Genomic DNA, 22,818 nt, shown 5'->3' with positions numbered 1-22,818 from the left:
CCAGCATCTCCGTCGGGTAACCGGTCTTCTCCGACACCACCTGCGACAGCACCGACCACACCGAATCGGCATCGAGCGCCGGACCGGTCGGCGCCGGGGCGGCACTCGGACCTGAAACCACAGACGCGGCAACGAAGTCCACGATGTCGTTCAGGGTCCGCAGTTCCGCGACCTGCTCCGGGCCCACGGCAGGCACACCCTCGATACGCTCACCGACCGCACCCATGATCTGAACCCGCTTGATCGAATCCACCCCGAGGTCCGCTTCCAGATCCAGCGACAACGCCAGCATGTCGGTCGGGTAGCCGGTCTTGTCCGACACCACCTGCGACAACACCGACCACACCGCGTCGGCATCGAGCGCGGGGGCCTCGCTCACCGTGACGGCGGCGGGCATCGCGGCCTGGGGAGCGGGCTCGATGTCGGCTGTCCGGCGCGCCGTGGCAACATCCGCTGCTCGTGTCGGCTGTGGTTCGGGAGTCGCCACAGCGTTCGGCGCCGAGGGCTCAGCGACTGTCCGGTGGTCGAGCAGCGTCGCCGCGGAGGTGTGACTGCCGTTCCCGTTGCCGGTGGGGAGTTCGGTGTGGAAGCCGTTCGTCCCGTTCGTGCTCGCGGTATCGACGGTCGGCGCCGGGGACCCGAGTTCGAGGCCGGACAGCGAGGCGAGGATCTCGTTGACCTGGACATGGGTCCGGCCGATCGCCAGGCTCTGCTCCTTGATCGCGTGCACGGTCTCGTGCAGGCGATCATCGACGCCACCGGTGCGCTGGGCGTCGCGCAGAACCGAGACCAGACCTTCTGCGACCTCGAGTTGACCCTGCGCGTACCGGCTGTGGATGTCGAGGTGCTGCTGGGCGGCCACGTCGTATCCGGTCGCGGGCTGATGCCCGATGGTCGACTCCGCCCGGACCGGCGCGGCGGCCGGAGCTTCGGCGCTCACCAGTTCCCGAGTGACGGCGGGTGTCCGCGCGGCCTCGTTCCGACCGGCGGCGTAGGCCTCGGTGGTGAGGCGCTCCCGCTCGGCGGTATGCGCTCGCGCGGCCACCTGCGCCTGTGCCGCGGCCTCGGCTTCGGCGGCCTCTCGCGCCTGCGTGACGGCTTCCAACACGACCTGCTCCTCGATTCCCTTGCGGTAGAGGTCTTTCCGGGATTCCGGCACGAAATCGCGGCCGTTGAGCCGCACCACCATGCCGGGCGCCGCCGGCACCGCGAACGGTGCGGCGTCGTGGCGGTGGATGTCGACGATGGGCGCACCGAGCACCGCCAGCTGCAGCGCGGCCTTCTTGAGCGCCACATCGCTGTCGCCGGTCGGGCCCTGGTCGGTCGAGAGGGCGATCACCTCGGCGCCGAGCGTCCGGCGCACCAGCGAGGTGAGCGTGGCCTTCGGCCCGAACTCTACGAACACATTGCAGCCGTCGGCCTGCATCGCCTGCAGACCTGCCACGAACTCGACGGTCTCGAGCAGCTGCTCGGTGAGCACCCGCCGGTTGGTCGCGACCCGCGAACCGTATTCGGCGTCCCGGGAATTGGCGTAGATCTTGGCTTTCGGGGCGCGAATGCCGACGCTCTTCACCGCGGCCTTGAACGGTTCGACCGCATGGGCGACGTAGCGGGTGTGGAACGCGCCGGCCACCGGCAACTCACGCACGGTCAGCCCGCGCGCCCGGCCCGCCGCGACGAACTCCGCGACAGCCGCGGTGCCGCCGCCGACCACCACCTGATCGGGTGCGTTGTGATTGCACACGCTCACATCGGGATGGTCGGCGAGGATCGCGCTGACCTGTTCACGGTCGGCCTGCACCGCAGCCATCGTGCCCGCGTCGGTGTCGGTGTCGATCGCCATCGCCGCACCGCGTGCCCTGGCAAGGGTGAAGTAGTCGACGGCGTCCAGCGAACCCGCCGCCCACAGCGCGGTCAGCTCGCCGAAGCTGTGGCCCATGAACCCTTCACACGTGAGGCCGCGCTCGGACAGGAACCGGTACTGGCCCACCGACAGCGCGGCGATCGCGGGCTGCGCGAACTCGGTGCGCCGCAACGTCGCCTCCTGGGCGTTGCGCAGCTCGGGGTCGAACACCGGCGCCGGGAACACCACCGAGGCCGGCGGCCGGGCGGCGTCGGCGAACACGGCGTTGGCCTCGTCGAAGGCGGTGGCGACGGCTGGGTTGTTCAGCACCGCGGCCAGGCCCATGTCCACGTATTGGCTGCCCTGACCGGCGAACAGCGCGCCGATCTTCAGATCGGGCATGGCGCGCCGGCGGAAGACGATGCCGCGCGGATGCGTCCATTCGTCGGCGTCACCGGCGAGTTCGGTCACCGCCAGTGCGCGCAGTGCCGATGCTTCCTCGTCGTCGCGCGCCACGAACCCGACGCGCGCGTGCTCGTCCGGAATCCCGGCGTCGCCGTTCGGGGCGGCGTCCGAGCTCAGCAAGCTCGCCAGTTCGGTTGTCGAGGCGGCGTGCCACAGGTGGACTCGCGCGGTGCGGTGCATCGTGAGCGCGTGTCCGCGGCCCTCGGCTGCTTCCTCGAGGATCGCGTGAAAGTTGGTGCCGCCGAAGCCCATCGCCGATGCGGCCGCACGACGCTGCGGCCGGTGCGGATCACGAATCCACGGCCGGGTCCTGGTGTTGATGTAGAGCGGCGAGGAGTCGTCGAGCGCCTTGTTCGGCGCGGTGACATTGATCGTCGGCGGCAGCACCTTGTGGTGCAACGCCAGCGCCAGCTTGATCAGGCTGGCCGCACCGGCGGCGCCCTTGGTGTGCCCGATCTGGGATTTCACGCTGCCGATCGCGGCGTACCCGGTCTCGTCGGTGGCCTCGCGCAGCACCGCGTTCAAGGCGGCGAGTTCGGTCTGATCGCCGACGCGGGTGCCGGTGGCATGTGCCTCGAACAGCCCGATCGTGGCGGGCGAGCAGTCCGCGTCCTCGTAGGCGCGGTACAGGGCGGCCTGCTGACCCTCGGCGCGCGGGGCGTAGATGCTCTTGAACCGCCCGTCGCTCGACGATCCGATGCCCTTGATCACGGCGTACACCCGGTCGCCGTCGCGCTCGGCGTCGGCGAGGCGCTTGAGGGCGATCATGCCGATGCCCTCACCGACCAGGGTGCCGTCGGCGCTGTCGTCGAGCGGCTTGATCACGCCCGAGCGAGACAGCGCCCCGACCTTGCTGAAGCACAGGTAACCGAAGATCGAGTTCTCGGTGTCACAGCCACCGGTGATCATCATGTCGGCGCGACCGGACACCAGCTCGCTGATCGCGACGTGGACCGCCGACAGCGAGCTCGCGCACGCCGCGTCGACGGTGCAGTTCATGCCGCCGAGGTCGAGGCGGTTGGCGACCCGGCCCGCGATCACATTGCCCAGCAGACCGGGGAACGAGTTCTCCTCCCACGACGGGAAGGCGTCGGCGTACTTCTGCGCGATCTGTTCGGCGTCGGCCTGGGTCAGCCCACAACTGCGGATGACCTCCTTGAGCACCGGCGTCGACAGACGGGCGGCCAGTGGGTGCGACAGTGTCGTCGGTCCGGCGACGCCGAGGACCACACCGGTGCGCTCGGGCCGGTACCAGTCCGACCCGACGGCGCCCGCGTCGGCGAGCACGTCACGGGCGACGAGCAGGCTCAGCAGCTGCACGACCGTGGTGACCTCGAGCTGATTGGGCGGCAGCCCGAACTCGGTGACGCTGAACGGCATCTCGGGCACGAAACCGCCACGGCGGCAATAGGTCTTGTCGGGCGCCGTCGGGTCGGCGTCGTAGTAGTCGTCGAGGTTCCAGTGCGTGGCCGGCACGTCGGACATGCAGTCCGCGGCGTCGACGACGTTCTGCCAGAAGTCACGGAAGTTGGCGGCCATGGGGAACAGGCCGCTCAGTCCGACGATCGCGATCGGATTGTCGGCTAGTCGCCGCGTCATGGCCGGGTCTTCGGAGTGCCGAAGGTGGTCGTTCATGGTTGCTATCCCTTGTCTTCTGCTCAGAGTTGCGAAACTCGCACAGTCCGGACCTCGTCGATGAGGTCGGCCATCGCCGTGCCGATGAGCTGATGGCCCGCCGGGCTCGGATGCATGCCGTCCGGGGACCACATGACCGGGTCCGCGGTGATGGGTGCGTTCACCAAATCGAGTCGCACGAGATCGAACTCGTGGACGAGGTCGTCGAGATAGTCGTTGGCTTGCGCGAATCGCGACCGCAACACCGTGCGGACGGATTCGGGCAGGCCGGGCAGGCGGTCCGGGATATTCGGCCAGTTCGTAGTGAACACCAGCCGATCCGGGCGCGCCAGCCCGGCATAGATATGACGCAGGTTGCGGCGGAAGCGATCCGGGTCGTAGTCGGTGACCAGGTCGTTTCCGCCGACGATCACGCCGACCAGCGGAGCATCGGCGGCGAGGGCGACCGGCAGCTGCCGGTCGAGGACATCCTGGGTGGTGGCCCCGTAGGAACCGAGGTTCAGTGTCGCGCCGGAAATTCCGAGCAGGTGCTCGACGCGCGCGACAAATCCCGCGAAGGAGCCGTCGGCGTTGACCGAACCGCCACGCCCCTCCGCGAAACTGTCGCCGAGCACCATCAGCTCATACGTTGGCACCGAGCAATTTCGCGATGCGTTCCGGCGCGAAGAATTCCTCGCCGGTCATTCCGCCGCCGACCATCGCATAGAAGTCCGTGGCATATTCTTCGTTCTTTTCCAGCGCACGGAAAACGGCCAGCAATTGCGGAGTCAGTTCCAGCGTGGAAATCGTGCAGGTGAACTCGAAACTCGACTGCGATTTCTCGTCACGCTCGCGCTGGTAATCGGCGAGCGCCTCGGCCATCGGTCGCTGATCGCTCAGACCCTCGTGCACCCGCTCGGCCAGCAGCGCCGCGTAGTCGAACGCGTCGGAGATGCCGAGCCCGGTGAACGGGTCCTTGTGGTACCCCGCGTCCCCGACCAGCGCCCAGCCTTCGCCGTGCGACTGGCGGCGGTAGTTGTCCGGGTACCGCATCGGGGTGAAACGCTCCTCGCGCTTGCCCTTGGTGACCAGTTCCTCGGCGAACTCGGGCAGGATCTCGCGAGCGACCTTCACGAAGTTGGCCTCGACGTCGGTACGGAAATCAGCGTAGGTGTCGATCTTGCGCATGACCGCCACGAGGGTCTGGTCGTTGTGGGTCGGCCAGATGCCGATCTGCTGCTTGTCGCCGATCCGGCTGTGGAACTCCGACACCGACAGGCCGCTGAAGTAGCTGTAGTAGATGAAGCACTCGGCCGCGACCTTCGTGTAGGTCTCGGCGCCGACAGCGTTGGCGACGAACGAGTTGGTGCCGTCGGCACCGATCACGATGCGGGCCCGCTCCTCGGCGATCTCACCACCGGCGACCGAACCGCGAATACCGACGACCACACCGTCTTCGATGATCAGTTCGCTGACGGTGTACCCGGTACGCACCTCGGCGCCGGCCTCCCTGGCACCCTCGACCAGGATCGCGTCGAGTTCGGTGCGCCGCGGCGCGTAGGTGGCGTCGATGCCCTGGATGGGATCGGCGAACCCCGCGATGACGATGTCGAGGTAGGACACCGTCATGCGCTTGATCGCCGGCACACCGGTGGCGATCAGCTTGTCGAGCAGGCCCCACTGGGCCAGCCGGGCCAGCCCGCGCTGCTGAATGTAGTGCGTCGAGATGGTGTCGCTCGGGAACGTGGCACGGTCGACCACCAGGACTCGATGCCCCTGCCTCGCCAGCAACATGGCAACCGGTGAACCCGCGCACCGCGCGCCGACAACAATCGCGTCATACATCAGGGTGACTCCTCAGTAAATGAAACGCTTATGGCCCCGGATGCGATTTTACGGAGTCGAACCGCTCGATCCGCGTACCGATTTCCAATCGGATTACATGAATAGATGTTCCAGAACAATGATTTCGAATATTAGCGATCCGGCAGCTCGGATGAATAGTTGAATTCAACTTCCGTTCATCACGAAAAACGGTTCGATATGGGCTAATTGGGGCATGCCAACTGGAAATGAACCGGCCCCCGGAATCGCCGCAGCACAGGCTCGGCTGACGAATATGACCGGTGCCGCGACGCCGGACTACGAACAGATCCGCAAGACCGTCGACACGCTCGTCCCGTTCGTGAATCTGGTGGGCGTGCGCATGACCGAGCTGGGCCCCGGCTCGGCGGTGGCCGAGATCCCCGAGGCACCGGCGATGAGCAATCACCTGGGCACGGTGCACGCGGGCGCGCTGTTCCTCGCCGCCGAAGTCGCCTGTGCCGGTGCGTTTTCCGGCATCATCGCACCGCGCATCCTGCACGTGCGGACCTTCGTGCTGCGCAGCACCAAGGCCACCTTCTTCCGGCCTGCCCGCGGCCGGATCCGCGCCAGCGGCACGGTGAGCTCCCCGATCCTGGCCGAGGTGGTCGGGCGCAGGACCGAGGAGCAGTTCGATATCACCGGAAAGGCGCTGCTGCACGACGACAGCGGCGCCTTGCTCGCGAAGGTGGATCTCGAGTACTTCTGCTGGCTGGGCGCGGCTTAATCCGGATACAGCGTGGTGATGACGGCGCCGAAGTCGGCTTCGATCGCCGCGCGACGCAGCCGCAACGAGGCCGTCAGCTGACCCTTCTCCATCGAGAAGTCCTCCGCGAGAACGGCGAACCGGCGAATCGACTCCGCACGGGAGACGAGCCGGTTCGCCGCCTCGACACCGGCGGAGATCTCGGCGAGCAACCGGGCGTCCTCGGTCGGGACCCCGCCGGACACGTCCACGCCGTGCTCCGCGGCCCAGCGAGCCAGCACCACCGGATCGACGGTGATCAAGGCGGTCACATACGGTCGGCCTTCACCGACGAGCATGCAGTTGCTCACCAAGGCGTGCAGGCGAACCCGGTCTTCGAGCGGCGCGGGCGCCACGTTCTTGCCGCCGCTGGTGACGATGATCTCCTTGCGCCGGCCGGTGATGAACAGGAATCCGTCCTCGTCGAGCCGGCCGAGATCGCCCGTGGCCAACCAGTTCTCGGCCGAATGGCCGCCGTCGGGCCAGTACCCGGGGAAGACCTGCGGGCCCCGGACCAGGATCTCGCCGTCGTCGGCGATCGCGACGGTCGTGCCGGGCACCGGTCGGCCGACCGCGCCTGCCCGATTGGCGTGCGGCGCACTCATACTGACCGTCGACGACGCCTCGGTCAGCCCGTACGCGCCGATGATCTCCACACCGATGCCGGTGAAGAAGTCCGCCGTCGACGGTTCCAGCGACGCGCCACCCGCGACCATGTGCTCGAGCCGCCCGCCGAGCATGCCACGCCACTGTTCGCCGATCCGGGCGTCGATCACCGCGTCCGCCGGTGGCTGCTGACCGCGCCTGCGCGCATGGCCGACAGCGACCGCCGCCGCCTCCGCGGCGTCGTACCGATCACCGCCGAGGGCCTGACGCGCCGCCTTGCGGATCTTCTCCAGGACGTAGGGGACACCGATCAGGAACGTCGGCCGAAAGATCGGCAGTTCGGCGGGCAGTTGCGCGGGAGTGGCGACCAGGCCCGTGCGGACTCCGGCCAATACACACCCGAACTGCACGACCCGCCCGTACACGTGCGCGAGCGGGAGGAACAGCAGTGTCGACGCGGGATCCGCTGGGGTGCGGCGGAATACGGTGTCGAGGAGTTCCACCACGTTGGCCGCGGCGGCGAAAATATTGCGGTGCGTCAGCAGGCAGCCCTTGGGGACGCCCGTGGTGCCGCTGGTGTAGACGATCGTCGCGACATCATCGGCGCGCACTGCCAGCCGACGCTCGGTGGCCTCGGCGTCGGCGATCACCTCGCCCTGCTCGACCAGCGCGGGAAACGACGAACCGAGCAGCCAGGCCCGGCCGCGCAGATCTCCCGCCGCCGCACCGATCAACTCGCACTGTTCGACCGTCTCCACGAAACACGCGCTGGGACGGGCATCGGCCACGATGTGCTGGATCTGCTCGGCCGACGATGTCGGATACACCGGTACGGCCATCGCGCCCACGCTCAGCACGGCGAAGTCCGCCGCCGACCATTCGAAACCGGTCCCGCCGAGGATCAGCACCCGATCGCCTACGCCGATCCCGTTGGCCAGCAGGCCCTTCGCGAGTCCGAGGACGAGCCGGGCGAACTCTTTGTAGCCGACGTCGAGCCAGCCCTCGGCCGTTCTCCGGCTGAACACCACGGCCGACGGGTCGGCCGCGGCCTTGGAGAACACTACGTTGGCCAAGTTGTCGTCATCGGCCATGGTGACCAGTGGCGCGACACTGTATTCCTGTGCGACCCGCAGTCCCTGCACGGCGCCGGCATCTTGCACGGCGCTATCCCCCTGCACGGCGCTATCTCCCTGCACGGCGCTACTCATCGTGACTCGATGCTGGTCAGCGGGGCCGGAACGTAGGTCGAGCAGCGGCCCGGCAGCCGCACGCCCGCCGCGCGCAACTGACTCACGCGGGTGGCGAACGCCGCACCGTGCATGATCTGCAACCCGACCTCGGCGACATGGCGGTGCGCCGGGGCGGCCAGGTAGGTGCCGGCGACCCAGTCGTTGAACGCGCCCATCGCGGGCCCGCACCAGATCTGATAGTCGAGGGTGCGCTCGGGCGTCGCGGCCGTGCTCCAGCCCGACGACCGGCCCAGATACCACCGGAAGATCAGTGCCATCCGGCGTTTCGGGTTCCCCTCGGCGCGCGCGATCTGCTCGGGGTCGCGCTCACGGAAGTAGCCGAGGCAGTCGTTCCACACCTCGTCGAAGGAGCGGGCCAGGATCCGCTGCTCGATCTCGGCGCGTTCGGCGGCGGGGATCGCCTCGATGCCGTCGTAGCGCCGATAGGTGTCGTACAACCGCCGTGCGCGGCTCGCGAACATCGTGCCGCGTTGCAGCACCTGCACGTCGACGCCGAGTTCGAACATGTCCGACGAGGGCGCCATGGTGGTGTCGGCGACGCCTGCGGCGGCCAGCAGCCGCTTCGCCGTCTCCGACTGCGCCGCTTCGACAGTGGCCTGATTGACCGACCCCGTGACCACGTAGGAGGCACCCATTGCGAAGGCGGCCGCGGCGGCCGCCGGAGTGCCGATGCCACCGGCCGCGCCGACCCGGACCCGCTGGGCGAAACCGTATTCGCGCTGGATCCGTTCGCGCACCGCCAGCAGCGACGGCAGCAGCACCACCAGCGGACGGCGGTCGGTGTGGCCACCGGAGTCCGCCTCGCCGGTGATGTCGTCGGCCATCGGAACCGATGCCGCCAGCTGCGCCTGCTCGGCGGTGATCTCCCCCGCGTCCAGCAATCCGCGCACCAGATGCTCCGGTGCCGGGCGCAGGAACAATTCGGCGACCTCGGCGCGAGACACCTTGGCGATCACCCGGTTCCGGGCGATCACCTGACCGTTCGGGTCACGGTGCAGGCCGGCCAGCCGGTAGCGCACCACCTGCGGGGTCAGGTCGAGGAAGGCCGACGCCTCCACGCAGCGCACCTCGTGGCGCAGGCACGCGTCGACGATCGCCCGCTCCAGCGCGTTCTCGCTGGGACTGTGGATCAGGTTGCAGGCGAAGGGTTTACCCGGCGCCTCACGCCCGATCGTGGCCAGGGCCTCGTCGATCCGGGCGGGCAGCACACCGGCGGCGCCGAACGAGGCGAGCAAGCCGGCGCGCGCCATCGCGACCACCATCGGCGCCGAGGCGATCCCGTTGGCCATCGCACCGGCGTGGTAGGCGAAGTTCACGCCGTGGGTCTGCCGGAACTCGGTGTTGCCCAGCGTTTCCGGCCGCAGCGCCGGAGCCGCTGCCAGCACTTGCGCACCGCGCGCGGTGCCGGCGTCGGTGGTCACCGCGACACCGCGTTCGTCACGGACCACGAACACCGGCTTGTCCAATTCCGACAGCGCACGGTAGATGGAGTTGTCGTCCCTGGCGAGCGCCGAGGGTGCAAGGGAAGTCGTCACTGTGCCAATCCTTCTGAGAGCCCGAGGGCAGAGGTCGCTATCGAGAAATGCCACGAACGGTCGGCGCCGCGAACGACGCACATCGGCGCCCGAGGTGGTCGGCCGTCCTGCGGCGAGGCGGGCAGCCATCGCTACCGAGTCGGCCGACCATCGCTGAGCGATCGGCCTGCGCTACCGACCGAGATCGGTCTTCGATGCCGAGTGGATCGGCCATCGCTACTGGGGCGGTCGGCCTTCGGCAACCCAAGCCGCGACTGCGGGCGCGACCAGCTCGCTGTCCTTCACCCACGACGCATGGCCGATGTGGGTGAAGCCCGAGGCCCGATCGATGTGCCAGCGATGCTGATCCGCCGCGCCCATCCGCTTGCTCAGGAACCGCACCGTGGACTCGGGGCCCAGCGGGTCGCCGTCGAGCGAGATGAGCAGCACCGGCAGCGTGAATTCGCGCAGCAACCGGTCGTAGTCGCGGGCACTGCCGCTGGGCCGGTAGTTGCCGGTCCGCAGGTGCCGGGCCCAGTCGATCATCACGCCCGCGGTCATCGGCCCGATGCCGCCACCGCCGGTCCACCGGCCGCGCAGCCGGGTGACCGCACCGACCGACCAGCCGCGCGCCAGCACCTCGAGGCGCCTGCGCAGTTCGAACGACCACCAGTACACCGAGCCGGTACCGATCGTCGTGATGCTCGCGACCCGATCCGGTTCGGCCGCCGCGAACAGCAACGCGAGCTGTCCGCCCAGGCTGTGCCCGAACAGGTGCAGCGGCGCCTCGGGGAACCGCTCGCGCAGCGCGTCCGCCACGGCGGGCAGGTCGACCTCGATCAGCTCGCGATAGCCGAACCCGGGACCTTCCCCCAGTGCGGGCAGGCTGTCGCCCTGCGCGCGCAGATCGAGGACAGCGGCCGTCAGTCCGGCCGCGTGCAAGGCCGTGACCAGCGGCAGGTAGTACTTGGCCTTGATGGCCATGGCGGGCAGGATCAGCACCACCGGTGCGGCCGGATCCGCCTGCGGCAGCAGGCGTACCGACAGGGTGGCGCCGTCGGGGGTGGCGACGGTGGTCGATTCCAGCCCGACGATCTGGGCGCGTTGCTCGCTCATCACGCCTCCGCGGCCAGCGTGCAGACGTAGTCGAGCGCCACCTTGCCGACCAGCACACCCGCGGTGTCGTACATCAGCGCCCGCGCGTCCACATCCAGCCGCTGGCCGCCCTTGGCCGCCAGTACCGTCGCGACGTCGCTCGGGTCGATGACCCCGATCGCCCGGATCCGGCCGAGGGCGGGCTTGCGGAACGACAGCCGCGCGTCGCGCAGCACCAGGGTGTCGATGGCCGACAACCGCGACGCCAGCGCGCCCACGAAGGCGCACGCGCCGGCGATATCGGCGGCCAGGAATTGCGCACCGGCGTGCACGGTACGCAGATGGTTCAGGACGTAGGGCTCGTCGGGAATTTCCACGATCGCGCGGTGCGGACCGATTTCGGTGATCTCGGTCCCCGCGTGGGTACCGAAGGGGACCAACTTGCTCACAATTCGCTGCAGATGCAAGAAGTCGGGGTTATCCGGATCGATCGCCTCGAATACCGAACCGAGGGTGGCTGAGGTTTTCAGTTCAGGTGCCATGAAATAATTGCACCATCCGCCCCCGCCGATTCGGATTTCCATTGCCGATCTCAATCGACCGAATGGTAATCAACTCGCCAGCGGTTCTCCGTAGACCTTGCCGCGGATAGTGGATTGCAGGAAATTCTTCGTCGAATCGAGGCTGTCCAGGAATACCTGCACCACTTCGTTGGGACTGTCGACGCGCCAGGCGACCTGTAATTCCACCACCGGTTCCGGATCGACGAGGGGAACCACCTTCAAACCCATCGGCCGCGGCTCGTCCATGCTGATGAACGACGCGAACCCCACATACCGGCGGGCGGCCACGGTGATCTCGGTGGCCACCGAGTCGTTCATGTACTCGGCGACCTTCGGGAACGCGCCCGCCCGCTCGCCCGCGGTCATGATGGCGTCGTACATCGCCGGGCTCACCTCGCGGTTGAACAGCACGCACGGTGTTTCGGCCAGTTCGCGGATCGAGATCGAGGACCGGTCGGCCCACCGGTGCCCCTGCCCCACCAGCGCGCCGATGCGCATCTGCAGCAGACACCGCGACAGCACCGACCCGCCGTTGGACGCGCCGCCGTAGAGCAGCCCGACATCGAGCTCCCCGCGCGTGAGAGCGGTGAGCTGCGGCCCGGAGCGACCCGAGCTGAGTTTGGTGGTGATGTTGGGATAGTGCGCGTGCAATTGGGCCAGTGACCTGGGCATGATGAGCTGCCCGGCCCGACCGTTGAACCCGATGTTGATCTTGCCCATCCGCCCGGCCGCGATGTCGCGGACGGTGTTGGTCGCCGAGTGCACCTCCCCGAGAATCCGTCGCGCGTCGGCGCGGAACGCCTCGCCCGCGGGGGTCAGCTGCACCACCCGCGACGTCCGCGACACCAGTTCGACGCCGAGATGGCGTTCCAGGCGTTTGAGTTGCTGGCTGAGTGACGGTTGCGTGAGATGGAGCCTGGCGGCCGCCCTTCCGAAGTGCAGTTCGTCAGCGATGGCAAGAAATGCCTCGATATGCCGTGTCTCCATAGTGCGCGCCTCGCGTGATCAGGTACGTGACTCGTCCGAGATATGCACCTTGTATAGCGGCACCGCACGTCATCGGGGAACGGGCCCGTGAAGCCCAGATGAGCAGCGACCGAATTCCTGCCGACCCTGCGGCGTGTCCACCCCGCCTCGCGGTGCACGGTGCCGCGAGCGGCACCGTGAACACGGTCGATTCGGCACTCGAATCGCTGACTCGGAAAAACCCGATGATCCCCGTCTTGACAGGGCTATCCATTTCGTACCGCAATTGATCAATAATGCGTTCCGCGTTGTCGCCCGCGACACCGGAGTGGAAGACTTTTATCCGGTGCAGGCGAAGTAATTTCGACGCCGATTTTCGAAGGAGCCCAGAATATGACGACCACGGTTGCCAGCCAGCACGACGCCGAGTCGACACTGGCCGAACTGTTCGCTCCCGATACCCGACCCGATCCGTATCCCGTCCACCGCGCCCTGCGCACGAAGTCCCCGTTGGTCACCAAAGGCGGCGACCTCGTGATCATCGCCAACTACGCCGATTGCCAGCAGGTGCTGCGCGACCCGTCGGTGCGCAACGACCCCAAGCTTTCCCGGCTCGGCAAGGATCACCCGGAGCGCTCGGAGTCCCTGCTGTTCCTCGATCCGCCCGCGCACACCCGCATTCGCCGACTCGTGTCGAAGGCCTTCACACCCAGGGTTATTCGGGCCTCGCAGCCGCAGATCCACTCGATCGTGGACGAACTCATCGAAAATATCGCGAGCAAGAGCGAATTCGACGTGATCTCCGAATTCGCGCTGCCCCTGCCGGTGCGGATCATGTGCGCTCTGCTCGGCATCCCCGTCGAGGAGTTCGGCGACTTCGAACCCGCCGCCCGCAGGCTGGGCCGCGTCCTCGACTTCAACCTCGTCGTCCACAACGACGATCTCGACGACGCCGAGGGCGCGCGCAACGAGCTGATGAACTACCTGGTCAACCTGATCTCCCGCAGGCGCGGCAACCTCGGCGACGACCTGCTCTCGCGGCTCATCGAGGTCGAGGAGGAAGGCGAGGTGCTCAGCGAGGGCGAACTGCTCGCCACCTGTGTGCTGCTGATGGTCGCCGGCCACGAGACCACCGCCAACCTCATCGCCAACGGCGTACTCGCCCTGCTCCAGAATCCGGACCAGCGCGAGATCCTCGCCGCCGACCCCGAATTGGGGATCAGCGCCGCCGACGAGGCGTTGCGCTACGACGCGCCGATCCAGTTCGTGATGCGCATCGCCACCCGTGACATGGAGGTGAGCGGCACCGCGATCAGCCCCGGCACCGCGATGCTGGTGCTGCTCGCCTCAGCCAACCGTGATCCCGAGCACTACCCCGACGCCGACCGCTTCCTGGTCGCCCGCGGCGCGGCCGACCACCTCGCCTTCTCGGCCGGGGCGCACTTCTGCCTCGCCGCGGCGCTGGGCCGGGCCGAGGGCGCCGCGGCGCTGTCCGCCTTCGCCGGGCGGGTGATCGACCCGGTGCTCGTCCCGGGCTCGCTGCGCTACCGGCCCAATGTGAACCTGCGTGGCATCGACGCTTTGACCGTCACGCACGGCGGAGTTCGTCTCCGTTGATCTCCGATTCGACCACCCCCTCCACAGAAAGCCTGTTATGAACTCGCACCACCACGGCCGTAAGGCCGGATGGGGGATCGTGCTCGTCGCGGTCACCACGCTGCTCGCGGCCTGCGGCCAGAACAGCTCGGCCCCGGTCGCGGCCGACGACCCGGTGACCATCACCTTCCTGTCCTACACCTACGGACAGACCAACCCACTGGGCAAGGGCATCGAGAAGTTGATCAACGACTTCCAGACCGCTAACCCGAAGATCACCGTCAAGCCGCAGTCGGTCCCGACGGCCGACGCGCTCACCAAGCTCCAGAGCGAAGTGGTGGCGGGCAACCCGCCCGATGTCGCGCAGATCGGGTGGAGCAAGGTCGCGCAGGCGTCGCAGACCTTGCCGCTGCGCTCACTCGAAGAGGTCGCCGGGACCGACGAGTGGAACAAGCACATGGCGGGCTTCGTCCCGTCGGTACTGAAGGCGACCCCGGTGGCCGGCGCCAAGAAGCCGGTCGCGATGCCGTTCATGATGGCCACCCCGGTGGTCTTCTACAACGCCGACCTGTTCACCGCGGCCGGGCTCGATCCCGCCCAGCCGCCCAAGACGATGGCCCAGCTCAAGCAGGCCGCGCAGGCGATCAAGGACAAGACCGAGGCGCAGGGCGTGTACGTCTCGGCGGCCGACCCGGGCAAGTCCGACTACCTGACCCAGTCCCTGGTCAACAGTGCCGGTGGCGCGCTGGTGTCGAGCAGCGGTGAAGTCACCGTCGACTCGGCCCCGGTGATCACCGCGCTGTCGACGATCCAGGATCTGACCAAGTCCGGGGTGCAGCCCGCGGTCGACTTCGCTTCCGCGCAAAGCGCTTTCAACTCGGGCAAGCTCGGCATGCTGGTCACCACCGGCGGCGGTCTGCTGACCCTCGACGCCGCAGCCAAGGGCAAGTTCGCCCTGCAGGTGGCGCCGCTGCCCGCCTTCGACAACCTGCCTGCCCGCCCCACCTTCTCCGGGTCGGGCCTGACGGTCGTGGCCAAGGACGCCGCCAAGGCGAAGGCGGCGTGGAAGTTCGTGCAGTTCATGACCAACGACGAGAGCTTCAAGCTCATCGCCTCGCAGATGGGCTACCTGCCGCTGCGGACCGCGGCGGAGTCCTCGGCCGATCCGCGGCTCGGCTCGGCCGTCAAGCAGATGGCCGATCTGGCTCCCTACACCGCCTTCCCGGGCAAGCAGTCCAACCAGGGCGTCGTCATCCTCCAGGACGAGGCCGTCGAACCGATCGTCCTTCGCGGCGCCGACCCGGCGGCGACCCTGCGCGCCGCCGCCGCGAAGATCCGCGGACTCAACTGAGTTCACGCACCCTCCGCTGACCACCACCCCCTCGAAGAGAGACACCGTTGTCACACCAGGTATTCGCACACACGCCGCCGAACGGTTCGACCGACGGCGGCGCGATCCCGAACAAGATCGGCCTGACGGTCAATCCGTGGTCGGGAAAGCAGCTCCTACGCTCCGATTTCGAGGAGATGCGCGAATTCCTCGATGAGGCCGCGACCGCCGGGTTCGGCTATGCCGAACTCGGCGGCTGCGGCCTCGGGGTGGTGATCGGCGGACAGGTGCAGCGCTCCCGGCTGGCGGCGCTACGCGACGCGCTGGCCGATTGCCGAGTCCGGCTCACCCTGCACAGTTCGTGGCATTCCTCCGGACGCACCGGCAATCTGCTCGACACCGGGTCCGCGTCCTCGCAGCAACTCGGTCTGCTGGCGGATCTGGAGATCGCCGCCGCGATCGGCGCCGAGGTGCTGGTCTACCACGCCGGAGTGCTGCCGAGCCTCTACAGCGACGGTGCGGCACTGACCGAGGGCATGGCGACCGAGCGCACGATGTTGCGTGAGCTCGCCGACGAATCCGGCGCGCGCGGGGTCACGATCGCGATCGAGAACCGGGCGCCCGGTCCCGCGGTACTCACCCGCCGTTCCTACGGGATGCGGCTGGATCTGGTCGCCGAGCAGGTGCGCCAGATCGATCACCCCGCGGTGACGATGTGCCTCGATGTCGGCCACGCGTACCTGTCGGCCGGCTACCTGAACTACGACTACCTGGCCGCGATCCGCGAAGTCGCCCCGGTTGTCGGCCACATTCACCTGCACGACAATTTCGGCCGGATGCCGCGCCAGCCCGACGCGAACCCGTACGAACTCGAACTCCTCGGTGAGGGCGATCTGCACCTGCCGCCCGGCTGGGGCACGATCCCGCTGGACGAGGTGCTGGCGACGCCCTTCCCGCACGACCCGGCGATCATCATCGAGATGCGCCACGCCCGCCACCACGCGGAAGCCCTGCACACCACCCGGCGGCTGCTCGATGCGCGAGCCCGGTCATGACGCTCACCAAGGACCCCGAGGTCACGCCGAAGGCGCGCGTGGTCACGCCGAAGGCGCGCGTGGCCGAACGCCCCGCCGCGACCGGGCTCGCCTGGCTGTACTTCTCGCCGACCATGCTCTCGATCACCGTGTGGGTCTACGGGCCGCTCGTGTTCACCGCGGTACTCAGCTTCCTCGACTGGAACCTGGTGTCACCCGACATCGCGTTCAACGGCCTGAAGAACTACGAAACCCTCATCACCGAACCGGAATTCGGCAACGCAGCCTGGAACACCCTGAAGTACGCGCTGTTCGTGCTGCCGTTCGCGACGGTGGTGCCGTGCGCGCTGGCCATCGCGCTGTGGAAGCGCCCTGGCCGGATGAGCGAGTTCTACCGGATGCTGCTGTTCCTGCCGGTCGTGCTCGCGCCGGTCGCCAACGCGTTGTCGTGGCAGTTCATCCTGGACCCGCTGTACGGAACCCTCAATCAGGTACTGGGGTTCGCCGGGGTGGAACCGATCAATTGGCTCGGTGACCCCGCCACCGCGCTACCGACCGTCGTGGTGGTGACCGCCCCGAAAGTGGTGGCGCTCAACACCTTGCTCTTCGGCGCGGCGCTGGCGAACCTGGACCGCCGCACCATCGACGCGGCGCGCCTGGACGACGCCACCGAGGGCGAGATCACCCGCTCGATCATCCTGCCCCAGCTGCGACGCCCGATCATTCTGCTCGGACTGCTGTCGATGGTGGTGGTGTGGCCGTGGCTGTTCACCAATATCGGGGTGCTCACCCGAGGTGGACCCAGCAATGCCACCGACAACGTCTACTACCGGCTCTACACCTACGGTTTCACCTTTTTCGACGCGGGCACCGCATCGGCGGCGGCCATCGTCATCGCGCTCGCGTTCGGGCTGCTGCTGACCGTTCACACCCTGCTCTCGAGGAGATTCCGTGCGACGCGGTGACGCGATCGGCAGACACCTGCTACTGATCACAGCCATTGTGCTGATGCTGTTCCCGGTGGTGATGGCCTTGGCCACCTCGTTCAAACCGGTGTCGACCATCTTCGATCTGAATCCGATCCCGCTTCCGGCGAGCTTGGAGAACTACGAAATGGCAGTGGGCAAGTTCCCGATCGGCAGGCTGCTGTGGAACACCTTCGTGATGGCCGCGGGCGTCACCATCGCGACCATGCTCGTCGCCCTGCCCGCCGCCTACGCGCTGGTGCGCTTCGACAAGGCGCGCGGCCGTGGTTTCGTCCTCGCGGCCGTGGGCATTTCGCTGCTGATCCCGCCGCAGGCGCTGATCATCCCGCAGTTCCTGATGACCGCGAAACTGGGCTGGCAGGGGCACACGATCGGGGTGATCATCCCGCAGCTCGGCGTCAGCGCGCTCGCGGTGCTGTTGCTGCGCGACCACATTCGTTCGGTGCCGCAATCGCTGATCGGCGCCGCCGTGCTGGAGGGCGCTACCTCGTGGGAGGTCCTGCGGCACGTGGTCCTCGGCGTGATGCGCCCGGCACTGGGCGCGGTGGCGATCCTGCTGTTCATCAGTACGTGGAACGAGTTCCTGTGGCCGCTGCTGGTGATGCCCGATCCCGAGGACACCACCATCCAGCCGGGTCTGGCGCTGTTCCTCGGCCCGGAGAGCGCGGACTACGGACCGATGCTCGCCGCGGCGATGCTGGCCTCGCTGCCGGTCGTCGTGATCTATGTCCTGGCGTCGCGACGGATCGCGGACGCCTTCCTTCATTCAGGGGTTCGGTAATCGACATGACCAGTCTCAGTGTGAGCGAGCCCCCGGTGCTGACCACCGAGCTCGATCTCTCGGCCGGCGTGGTGCTCGACGGCATCACCAAGCAATACGACGAGGACCGCCCGGCTCTCGACGTCGACCTGCTGCATGTGCCCGGACAATCGCTGACCGTGCTGGTCGGCCCGTCCGGCTGCGGCAAATCGACCGCGCTCGGCGTGGTGTCCGGCCTGATCACCCCCACCGCGGGACGGGTGCTCATCGACGGCGCCGACGTCACCGAGGTGGCGCCGGGACGACGCGGAGTCTCGATGGTGTTCCAGGATTTCGCGCTGTACCCGCACATGACCGTCGAGCGCAATATCTCCTTCGGCCTGCGACTCGAGGGCAAGCACAACCGCAAGTCCGGGCTGGACCGCACCGAGATCGAACGACGGGTGGCCGGCGCGTGCGACAGCCTCGGCCTGAGCGAACTGCGCCACCGCAAGCCCGCTCAGCTCTCGGGCGGTCAGCGTCAGCGCGTCGGGCTGGCCAGGGCGATCGTTCGGCAGCCGAAGGTGCTGCTGCTCGACGAGCCGCTGTCCGCACTCGACGCGCAGCTGCGCCAGCAGGCCCGGGTCGAGCTGGTACGACTGCATCGCGAGCTCGGCAATACCGTCGTGCTCGTCACCCACGACCAGCTCGAGGCCTTGTCGATGGCCACCCACCTGGTGGTGATGAACAACTCGCGGGTGTTGCAGGTCGGTAGTCCGGCGCAGGTGTACCGGCGACCGGTCGATCTGTTCGTCGCGACGTTCCTGGGTAGCCCGCCGATGAACCTGGCGACGGTGACGATGAACGACGCCGGGGACGAGATGACCGGGCGCGGACTGGAAGTACTGCTCCCCCAGGCTGTCCCCGGTGTTCCCGCCGAACTGACACTGGGCTGGCGGCCCGGTGACGGCACGCTCCGTGACCACGACGGCCCGGGCTTGCTCGTGCACGGTGTGGTGGAGCTGGTCGAGTTCACCGGCGACTCCAAGATCGCGCAGTGCACCGGCGAATCGGGTCGCTGGGCCGTGACGCTGCCCGCCAACGATCCGGCTCCGGCAGTCGGCGCCCGGATCCAGGTGTTCGTCCCGGCGCACCGGCTGCACCTGTTCGACCCCGACACCGGCTCCCGGGTAACGGCTTTCGATGCACCTGCTGATCACCAACGATGACGGATACCGCGCGCCGGGGCTCCTGGCGTTAGCGGAAGCCGTGCGGGCGCTCGGCATCGACGCGACGGTGGTAGCACCGAGCGGTCCGATGTCGGGCGCGAGCCAGTCCCGGCGCAGTGGCGTCGCGGTGGAGTGGGAGTGGGCCGCGCCGACCGCCGGAATTCCCACGATTCAGGTGGGGTCGACCCCGGCGGCCTGCGTGGTGTTCGCGCTGACCTCCGGGGTCCTCGCGCCGGTGGATCTGTGCCTGAGCGGTGTGAACGCGGGCGAGAACATCGGCGCCACACTCAATGTCAGCGGCACCTACGGTGCCGTCCAGGAGGCGGGAGCGCGCGGTGTGCCCGGCATCGCGCTCTCGCGCGAGTTCGGTGGTCCATGGAACGCACCGCACGATTGGGATTGGAGCTGGGTCCCCGAGGCGACCGCCGGGGTACTCACCACGCTGCTCACAGCGCGGGCGGGCTGGTTCACCGCGAACGTCAACCTGTCCGGCACCGACCGGGGCGCGGATCCGGCCTACACCACGGTCAGCCGCGCGCTGTATTACACCGATGTCTTCGACATCGCCCAGGGCGCCATCCTCAGCACGATCGGTTACCGCGCCGAGGATCTGGCGCCCGACGACGACATCCACGCCTTCGCCGAGCAGCGGCGGACCAGCATCACCCTCGTCCGGCGGGCTTGAACGGTTCGGACCGCAACGCGGTCTTGACGACCTTCCCGCCGGGGTTGCGCGGCAACGGCGCCGTGCGCACCGAGAAGTACTGGGGCACTTTGAAATCGGCGAGCCGCTCGCGCAGGTGGTCGAGCACGGTGGCTTCGTCGAACTCGACGCCCTCGACCGGCACCACCACCGCGCCGACCTTCTCGCCCATCATGTCGTCGGGCACCCCGACCACCGCGGATTCGCCGATGCCCGGGGCGCCGGCGAGGGCGTTCTCCACCTCGACGCAGTACACGTTCTCGCCGCCGCGGTTGATCATGTCCTTGGCCCGATCGGCGATCGACACCAGCCCTTGCTCGTCGATGCGGGCGAGGTCACCGGTGCGCAGCCAGCCGTCGACGAAGGTCGCGGCGGTCGCGGCGGGGTTGTTCCAGTATCCGGCGACGACAGTGGCGCCGCGGATGAGCAGTTCGCCGACTCCGCTGACCGGATCGGGCGTTTCGATGGCCAGGTCGATGATCGGTGCGGCGAACCCCACCGATTCCGCGTGTTCGGTGGCCCACTCGTGGGGCAGGTAGGTCGCGATGGACGAGGTCTCGGTCAGACCGAACCCGTTGGCCAGCCGCGCGTTCGGGAAGTGCCGGGCGATCTCGGCGACCAGCGCGGGCGCGACCGGCGCGCCGCCGTAGGCAACCCGGTTCACCGCGCTCAGATCGAAGTCGGCGAAGTTCGGCTGCCGAAACGCAAGGTAGTAGATGGCGGGAGTGTTGGTGAGCGAGGTGACTCGCTCATCGACAATCGCGCGGAGGAAATCCTGAATCTTGAACTGCGGCAGAATGATCGTGCTGCCGCCGATGGCCAGCTGGGGAATCAGCTGACTGTTGCAGGCGGTGACGTGGAACAGCGGCACCGAGACCAGGTTGCGCAGGGTCGGGCCTTCGTCGGCCGCGATGTGGGCGAGCCGGCGCACGTTCTCCACGGTGGACAGCAGGTTGCGATGTGTGGTCATCGCTCCCTTGGGTCGTCCGGTCGTCCCGCTGGTGTAGAAGATCGCGGCCAGATCCATGGGACCCGCACCCTCGTGGACGTAGGGATCGCCCTGGGGCAGTGCCTCATTCGGCCGCAGGCTGAACGCGGCGTCGGAATCGGTGAGGACATAGTCGATTTCGGGGTCGGCGAACCGGGTGTTGACCGGCACGGCAACCGCACCCGCGAGCACGATTCCGAGAAAGCCGACCACCCACTCCGTTCCGGCGTTCAACAGGATGGCAACACGGTCGCCCGGTTGAATTCCCTTGTCCCGCAACCCACCCGAGACCGCGGCGGCCCGGTCCCACAGTTGCCGGTACGAAAGTCGCTCGCCACCGATCTCGACGACGGCTTCCTGCTCGGGCCACGTCTGCACGGTGTGGCGCAGCATGTCCACCAGGGAATCGGGCAGGTCGGCGTAGTGCGCGATACCGTGCTCGTCGCGAAAGATCCCGGCGGTGCCGAACGGTTGCACGGTCATCGCGCACCCTGCGGGTTCAGCAGCGCGGCGAGGTTGTCCTCGGCGAAGAAGTCCCGGCCGCTGAGCCCGCCCGCCATCATCCGGAACCACTGCTGCGTGTGCTTCGCGCTGCTCGGCAACGCGCGCATCACCTCTACGTGCTTGTCCGGCAGTACCAGTCGCGAGGACTCGCAGGTGAACCGGTACATCGGCTTGCTCGACCGATCCCGCTGCGCCTGATAGTCGGCGAGCGCTTCGTCGAGTGGCCGCGCCGCCGACAGCCCCTCGTGCGCCCGCTCGGCGAGCAGGTCGGCGTAGGTGAACGCGTCGCTGATCCCGAGGCCGGTGAACGGGTCCTTGTGATATCCGGCGTCGCCGACCAGCGCCCAGCCGGGGCCGTGTGATTCGCGGTAGAAGTTCTCCGGATAGCGGGCGATATAGAACCGTTCGTCGCGTTCGCCGGTGTCGAGCAGTTCGGCGAGGTCGGGCGCGGTTTCCTTGAACGCCAACGAGAAGTTGCGCTCGACATCGGCGCGGAACGGCGCGAACCGGTCGACGTATTGCACACACCAGATCAGCGTCTTGCCGTCGTGGGTCGGCCAGCCACCGACCGCCTGCTTGTCGCCGATTCGCAACTGGCTCTGCATGGTCAGGCCGGACCAGTACGAGTAGGCGGTGAAGGTCTCCCCCGGGATCACGTCGTATTTCTGAGCCCCGGTGAGCTGGGCGACGGTGGACGCGTATCCGTCGGCGCCGATGACGAGCCGAGCGTGTTCGGTCACCGGTTCGCCGTCGCGGTCGCGGCCGACGATGCCGGTGACGAACTCACCGTCGCGCACCAGATCTGTCACGGTGACGCCTTCGCGCAGATCGACCCCGGCCTCGCGGGCGGCATCCTGCAACAGCTTGTCGAGCACGATGCGCCGCGGCGCGTAGGTCTCGGCGATACCGTCGATCGGGTCGGAGAAGCCGGAGAAGTGGGCGTCGGCGTAGGACATGGTGATCGAGTGGATGGGCGTGCAGCCGGTGGCTTTCAGCCGATCGAGCAGGCCCCAATCCCGCAGTCGCGCCAGACCACTCTGCCGCAGCATGTGGGTCGACACGGCGTCTTTGGGAAACAGCGCCTGGTCGACGCAGAGCACCCGGTAGCCACGCCGCGCGAGCAGCATCGCGACTGTGGCGCCGGCGCAGCGCGCGCCGACAACAATGACATCGTGCACAGTTTTC

General features: G+C 68.0%; 18 protein-coding genes. 8 read left to right on the top strand and 10 right to left on the bottom strand.

Annotation, left to right across the window (positions count from 1 at the left end):
• From ACFVVI_RS02675 to ACFVVI_RS02665, 3 genes are all read right to left on the bottom strand, one after another.
• A partial coding sequence (locus ACFVVI_RS02675) for a beta-ketoacyl synthase N-terminal-like domain-containing protein (protein WP_387442708.1) occupies window positions 1-3,943 on the bottom strand: 3,943 nt, incomplete at its 3' end.
• 23 nt (window positions 3,944-3,966) lie between these two features.
• A complete protein-coding gene (locus ACFVVI_RS02670) occupies window positions 3,967-4,578 on the bottom strand; it encodes a GDSL-type esterase/lipase family protein (RefSeq protein ID WP_387442706.1) in 612 nt (203 codons plus the stop codon).
• A complete protein-coding gene (locus ACFVVI_RS02665) occupies window positions 4,565-5,767 on the bottom strand; it encodes an NAD(P)/FAD-dependent oxidoreductase (protein ID WP_387442704.1) in 1,203 nt (400 codons plus the stop codon). The genes ACFVVI_RS02670 and ACFVVI_RS02665 overlap by 14 nt, the downstream gene beginning before the upstream one ends.
• 214 nt (window positions 5,768-5,981) lie before the next feature.
• Between ACFVVI_RS02665 and ACFVVI_RS02660 the strand changes: the two genes are divergently transcribed.
• Window positions 5,982-6,512, top strand: coding sequence for a PaaI family thioesterase (locus ACFVVI_RS02660; protein ID WP_378988894.1), 531 nt, complete (start codon window positions 5,982-5,984; stop codon window positions 6,510-6,512).
• Here ACFVVI_RS02660 and ACFVVI_RS02655 read toward each other — a convergent pair.
• The 5 genes from ACFVVI_RS02655 to ACFVVI_RS02635 all read right to left on the bottom strand — a co-directional run bounded on the left by ACFVVI_RS02655 (window position 6,509) and on the right by ACFVVI_RS02635 (window position 12,545).
• Complete coding sequence (locus tag ACFVVI_RS02655) at window positions 6,509-8,314, bottom strand: AMP-dependent synthetase/ligase (protein ID WP_387442702.1); 1,806 nt, start codon at window positions 8,312-8,314, stop codon at window positions 6,509-6,511. The two genes, ACFVVI_RS02660 and ACFVVI_RS02655, sit on opposite strands and share 4 nt — an antisense overlap.
• 26 nt (window positions 8,315-8,340) lie before the next feature.
• Window positions 8,341-9,921 carry a PfaD family polyunsaturated fatty acid/polyketide biosynthesis protein gene (locus ACFVVI_RS02650; RefSeq protein ID WP_379313453.1) on the bottom strand — a complete coding sequence of 527 codons (1,581 nt, stop codon included), beginning with the start codon at window positions 9,919-9,921 and terminating at the stop codon, window positions 8,341-8,343.
• A 216-nt stretch (window positions 9,922-10,137) separates the two neighbouring features.
• Complete coding sequence (locus ACFVVI_RS02645; RefSeq protein ID WP_387442700.1) at window positions 10,138-11,016, bottom strand: alpha/beta fold hydrolase; 879 nt, start codon at window positions 11,014-11,016, stop codon at window positions 10,138-10,140.
• Window positions 11,016-11,537, bottom strand: a complete 522-nt coding sequence (locus tag ACFVVI_RS02640; protein WP_378626832.1) for a DUF4442 domain-containing protein — start codon at window positions 11,535-11,537, stop codon at window positions 11,016-11,018. Before ACFVVI_RS02640 ends, ACFVVI_RS02645 begins: the two co-directional genes overlap by 1 nt.
• Window positions 11,538-11,606: 69 nt before the next feature.
• Window positions 11,607-12,545, bottom strand: coding sequence for a LysR family transcriptional regulator (locus tag ACFVVI_RS02635; RefSeq protein WP_378626831.1), 939 nt, complete (start codon window positions 12,543-12,545; stop codon window positions 11,607-11,609).
• A 372-nt stretch (window positions 12,546-12,917) separates the two neighbouring features.
• Between ACFVVI_RS02635 and ACFVVI_RS02630 the strand changes: the two genes are divergently transcribed.
• The 7 genes from ACFVVI_RS02630 to ACFVVI_RS02600 are packed head-to-tail and all read left to right on the top strand — an operon-like array spanning window position 12,918 to window position 20,123.
• Window positions 12,918-14,141 carry a cytochrome P450 gene (locus ACFVVI_RS02630; protein WP_387442697.1) on the top strand — a complete coding sequence of 408 codons (1,224 nt, stop codon included), beginning with the start codon at window positions 12,918-12,920 and terminating at the stop codon, window positions 14,139-14,141.
• Between the two features lie 37 nt (window positions 14,142-14,178).
• Complete coding sequence (locus tag ACFVVI_RS02625) at window positions 14,179-15,471, top strand: extracellular solute-binding protein (protein WP_378988885.1); 1,293 nt, start codon at window positions 14,179-14,181, stop codon at window positions 15,469-15,471.
• A gap of 47 nt (window positions 15,472-15,518) precedes the next feature.
• The gene (locus tag ACFVVI_RS02620; protein WP_379313456.1) at window positions 15,519-16,505 is read left to right on the top strand and encodes a sugar phosphate isomerase/epimerase family protein; all 987 of its coding nucleotides are present in this window, start codon (window positions 15,519-15,521) and stop codon (window positions 16,503-16,505) included.
• Window positions 16,502-17,449, top strand: a complete 948-nt coding sequence (locus ACFVVI_RS02615) for a carbohydrate ABC transporter permease (RefSeq protein ID WP_387442694.1) — start codon at window positions 16,502-16,504, stop codon at window positions 17,447-17,449. The genes ACFVVI_RS02620 and ACFVVI_RS02615 overlap by 4 nt, the downstream gene beginning before the upstream one ends.
• On the top strand, window positions 17,436-18,251 hold the full coding sequence (locus tag ACFVVI_RS02610; protein ID WP_387442692.1) for a carbohydrate ABC transporter permease: 816 nt from the start codon (window positions 17,436-17,438) through the stop codon (window positions 18,249-18,251). The genes ACFVVI_RS02615 and ACFVVI_RS02610 overlap by 14 nt, the downstream gene beginning before the upstream one ends.
• A 5-nt stretch (window positions 18,252-18,256) precedes the next feature.
• Window positions 18,257-19,438 (top strand): ABC transporter ATP-binding protein, encoded by a 1,182-nt coding sequence (locus tag ACFVVI_RS02605; RefSeq protein ID WP_378988877.1) that lies wholly within the window; start codon window positions 18,257-18,259, stop codon window positions 19,436-19,438.
• On the top strand, window positions 19,413-20,123 hold the full coding sequence (locus ACFVVI_RS02600) for a 5'/3'-nucleotidase SurE (RefSeq protein ID WP_378988875.1): 711 nt from the start codon (window positions 19,413-19,415) through the stop codon (window positions 20,121-20,123). The genes ACFVVI_RS02605 and ACFVVI_RS02600 overlap by 26 nt, the downstream gene beginning before the upstream one ends.
• Here the strand turns inward: ACFVVI_RS02600 and ACFVVI_RS02595 are convergent.
• Together ACFVVI_RS02595 and ACFVVI_RS02590 are read right to left on the bottom strand one after the other, a co-directional pair.
• On the bottom strand, window positions 20,101-21,612 hold the full coding sequence (locus ACFVVI_RS02595; RefSeq protein WP_387442688.1) for a class I adenylate-forming enzyme family protein: 1,512 nt from the start codon (window positions 21,610-21,612) through the stop codon (window positions 20,101-20,103). The two genes, ACFVVI_RS02600 and ACFVVI_RS02595, sit on opposite strands and share 23 nt — an antisense overlap.
• Complete coding sequence (locus tag ACFVVI_RS02590) at window positions 21,609-22,811, bottom strand: FAD-dependent oxidoreductase (RefSeq protein ID WP_378988871.1); 1,203 nt, start codon at window positions 22,809-22,811, stop codon at window positions 21,609-21,611. The genes ACFVVI_RS02595 and ACFVVI_RS02590 overlap by 4 nt, the downstream gene beginning before the upstream one ends.
• Window positions 22,812-22,818 lie beyond the last annotated feature (7 nt).

Source organism: Nocardia sp. NPDC058114, from assembly GCF_042884695.1.
Classification (GTDB): domain Bacteria; phylum Actinomycetota; class Actinomycetes; order Mycobacteriales; family Mycobacteriaceae; genus Nocardia.
This window is presented reverse-complemented; position numbering and strand designations above follow the sequence as displayed.

Excerpts from the sequence above, each read along its gene's own strand:
- ACFVVI_RS02665 (WP_387442704.1), bottom strand. The coding sequence starts at position 5,767 with ATGTATGACGCGATTGTTGTCGGCGCGCGGTGCGCGGGTTCACCGGTT.
- ACFVVI_RS02660 (WP_378988894.1), top strand. The coding sequence starts at position 5,982 with ATGCCAACTGGAAATGAACCGGCCCCCGGAATCGCCGCAGCACAGGCT.
- ACFVVI_RS02645 (WP_387442700.1), bottom strand. The coding sequence starts at position 11,016 with ATGAGCGAGCAACGCGCCCAGATCGTCGGGCTGGAATCGACCACCGTC.
- ACFVVI_RS02640 (WP_378626832.1), bottom strand. The coding sequence starts at position 11,537 with ATGGCACCTGAACTGAAAACCTCAGCCACCCTCGGTTCGGTATTCGAG.
- ACFVVI_RS02635 (WP_378626831.1), bottom strand. The coding sequence starts at position 12,545 with ATGGAGACACGGCATATCGAGGCATTTCTTGCCATCGCTGACGAACTG.
- ACFVVI_RS02630 (WP_387442697.1), top strand. The coding sequence starts at position 12,918 with ATGACGACCACGGTTGCCAGCCAGCACGACGCCGAGTCGACACTGGCC.
- ACFVVI_RS02625 (WP_378988885.1), top strand. The coding sequence starts at position 14,179 with ATGAACTCGCACCACCACGGCCGTAAGGCCGGATGGGGGATCGTGCTC.
- ACFVVI_RS02615 (WP_387442694.1), top strand. The coding sequence starts at position 16,502 with ATGACGCTCACCAAGGACCCCGAGGTCACGCCGAAGGCGCGCGTGGTC.
- ACFVVI_RS02605 (WP_378988877.1), top strand. The coding sequence starts at position 18,257 with ATGACCAGTCTCAGTGTGAGCGAGCCCCCGGTGCTGACCACCGAGCTC.
- ACFVVI_RS02600 (WP_378988875.1), top strand. The coding sequence starts at position 19,413 with ATGCACCTGCTGATCACCAACGATGACGGATACCGCGCGCCGGGGCTC.
- ACFVVI_RS02595 (WP_387442688.1), bottom strand. The coding sequence starts at position 21,612 with ATGACCGTGCAACCGTTCGGCACCGCCGGGATCTTTCGCGACGAGCAC.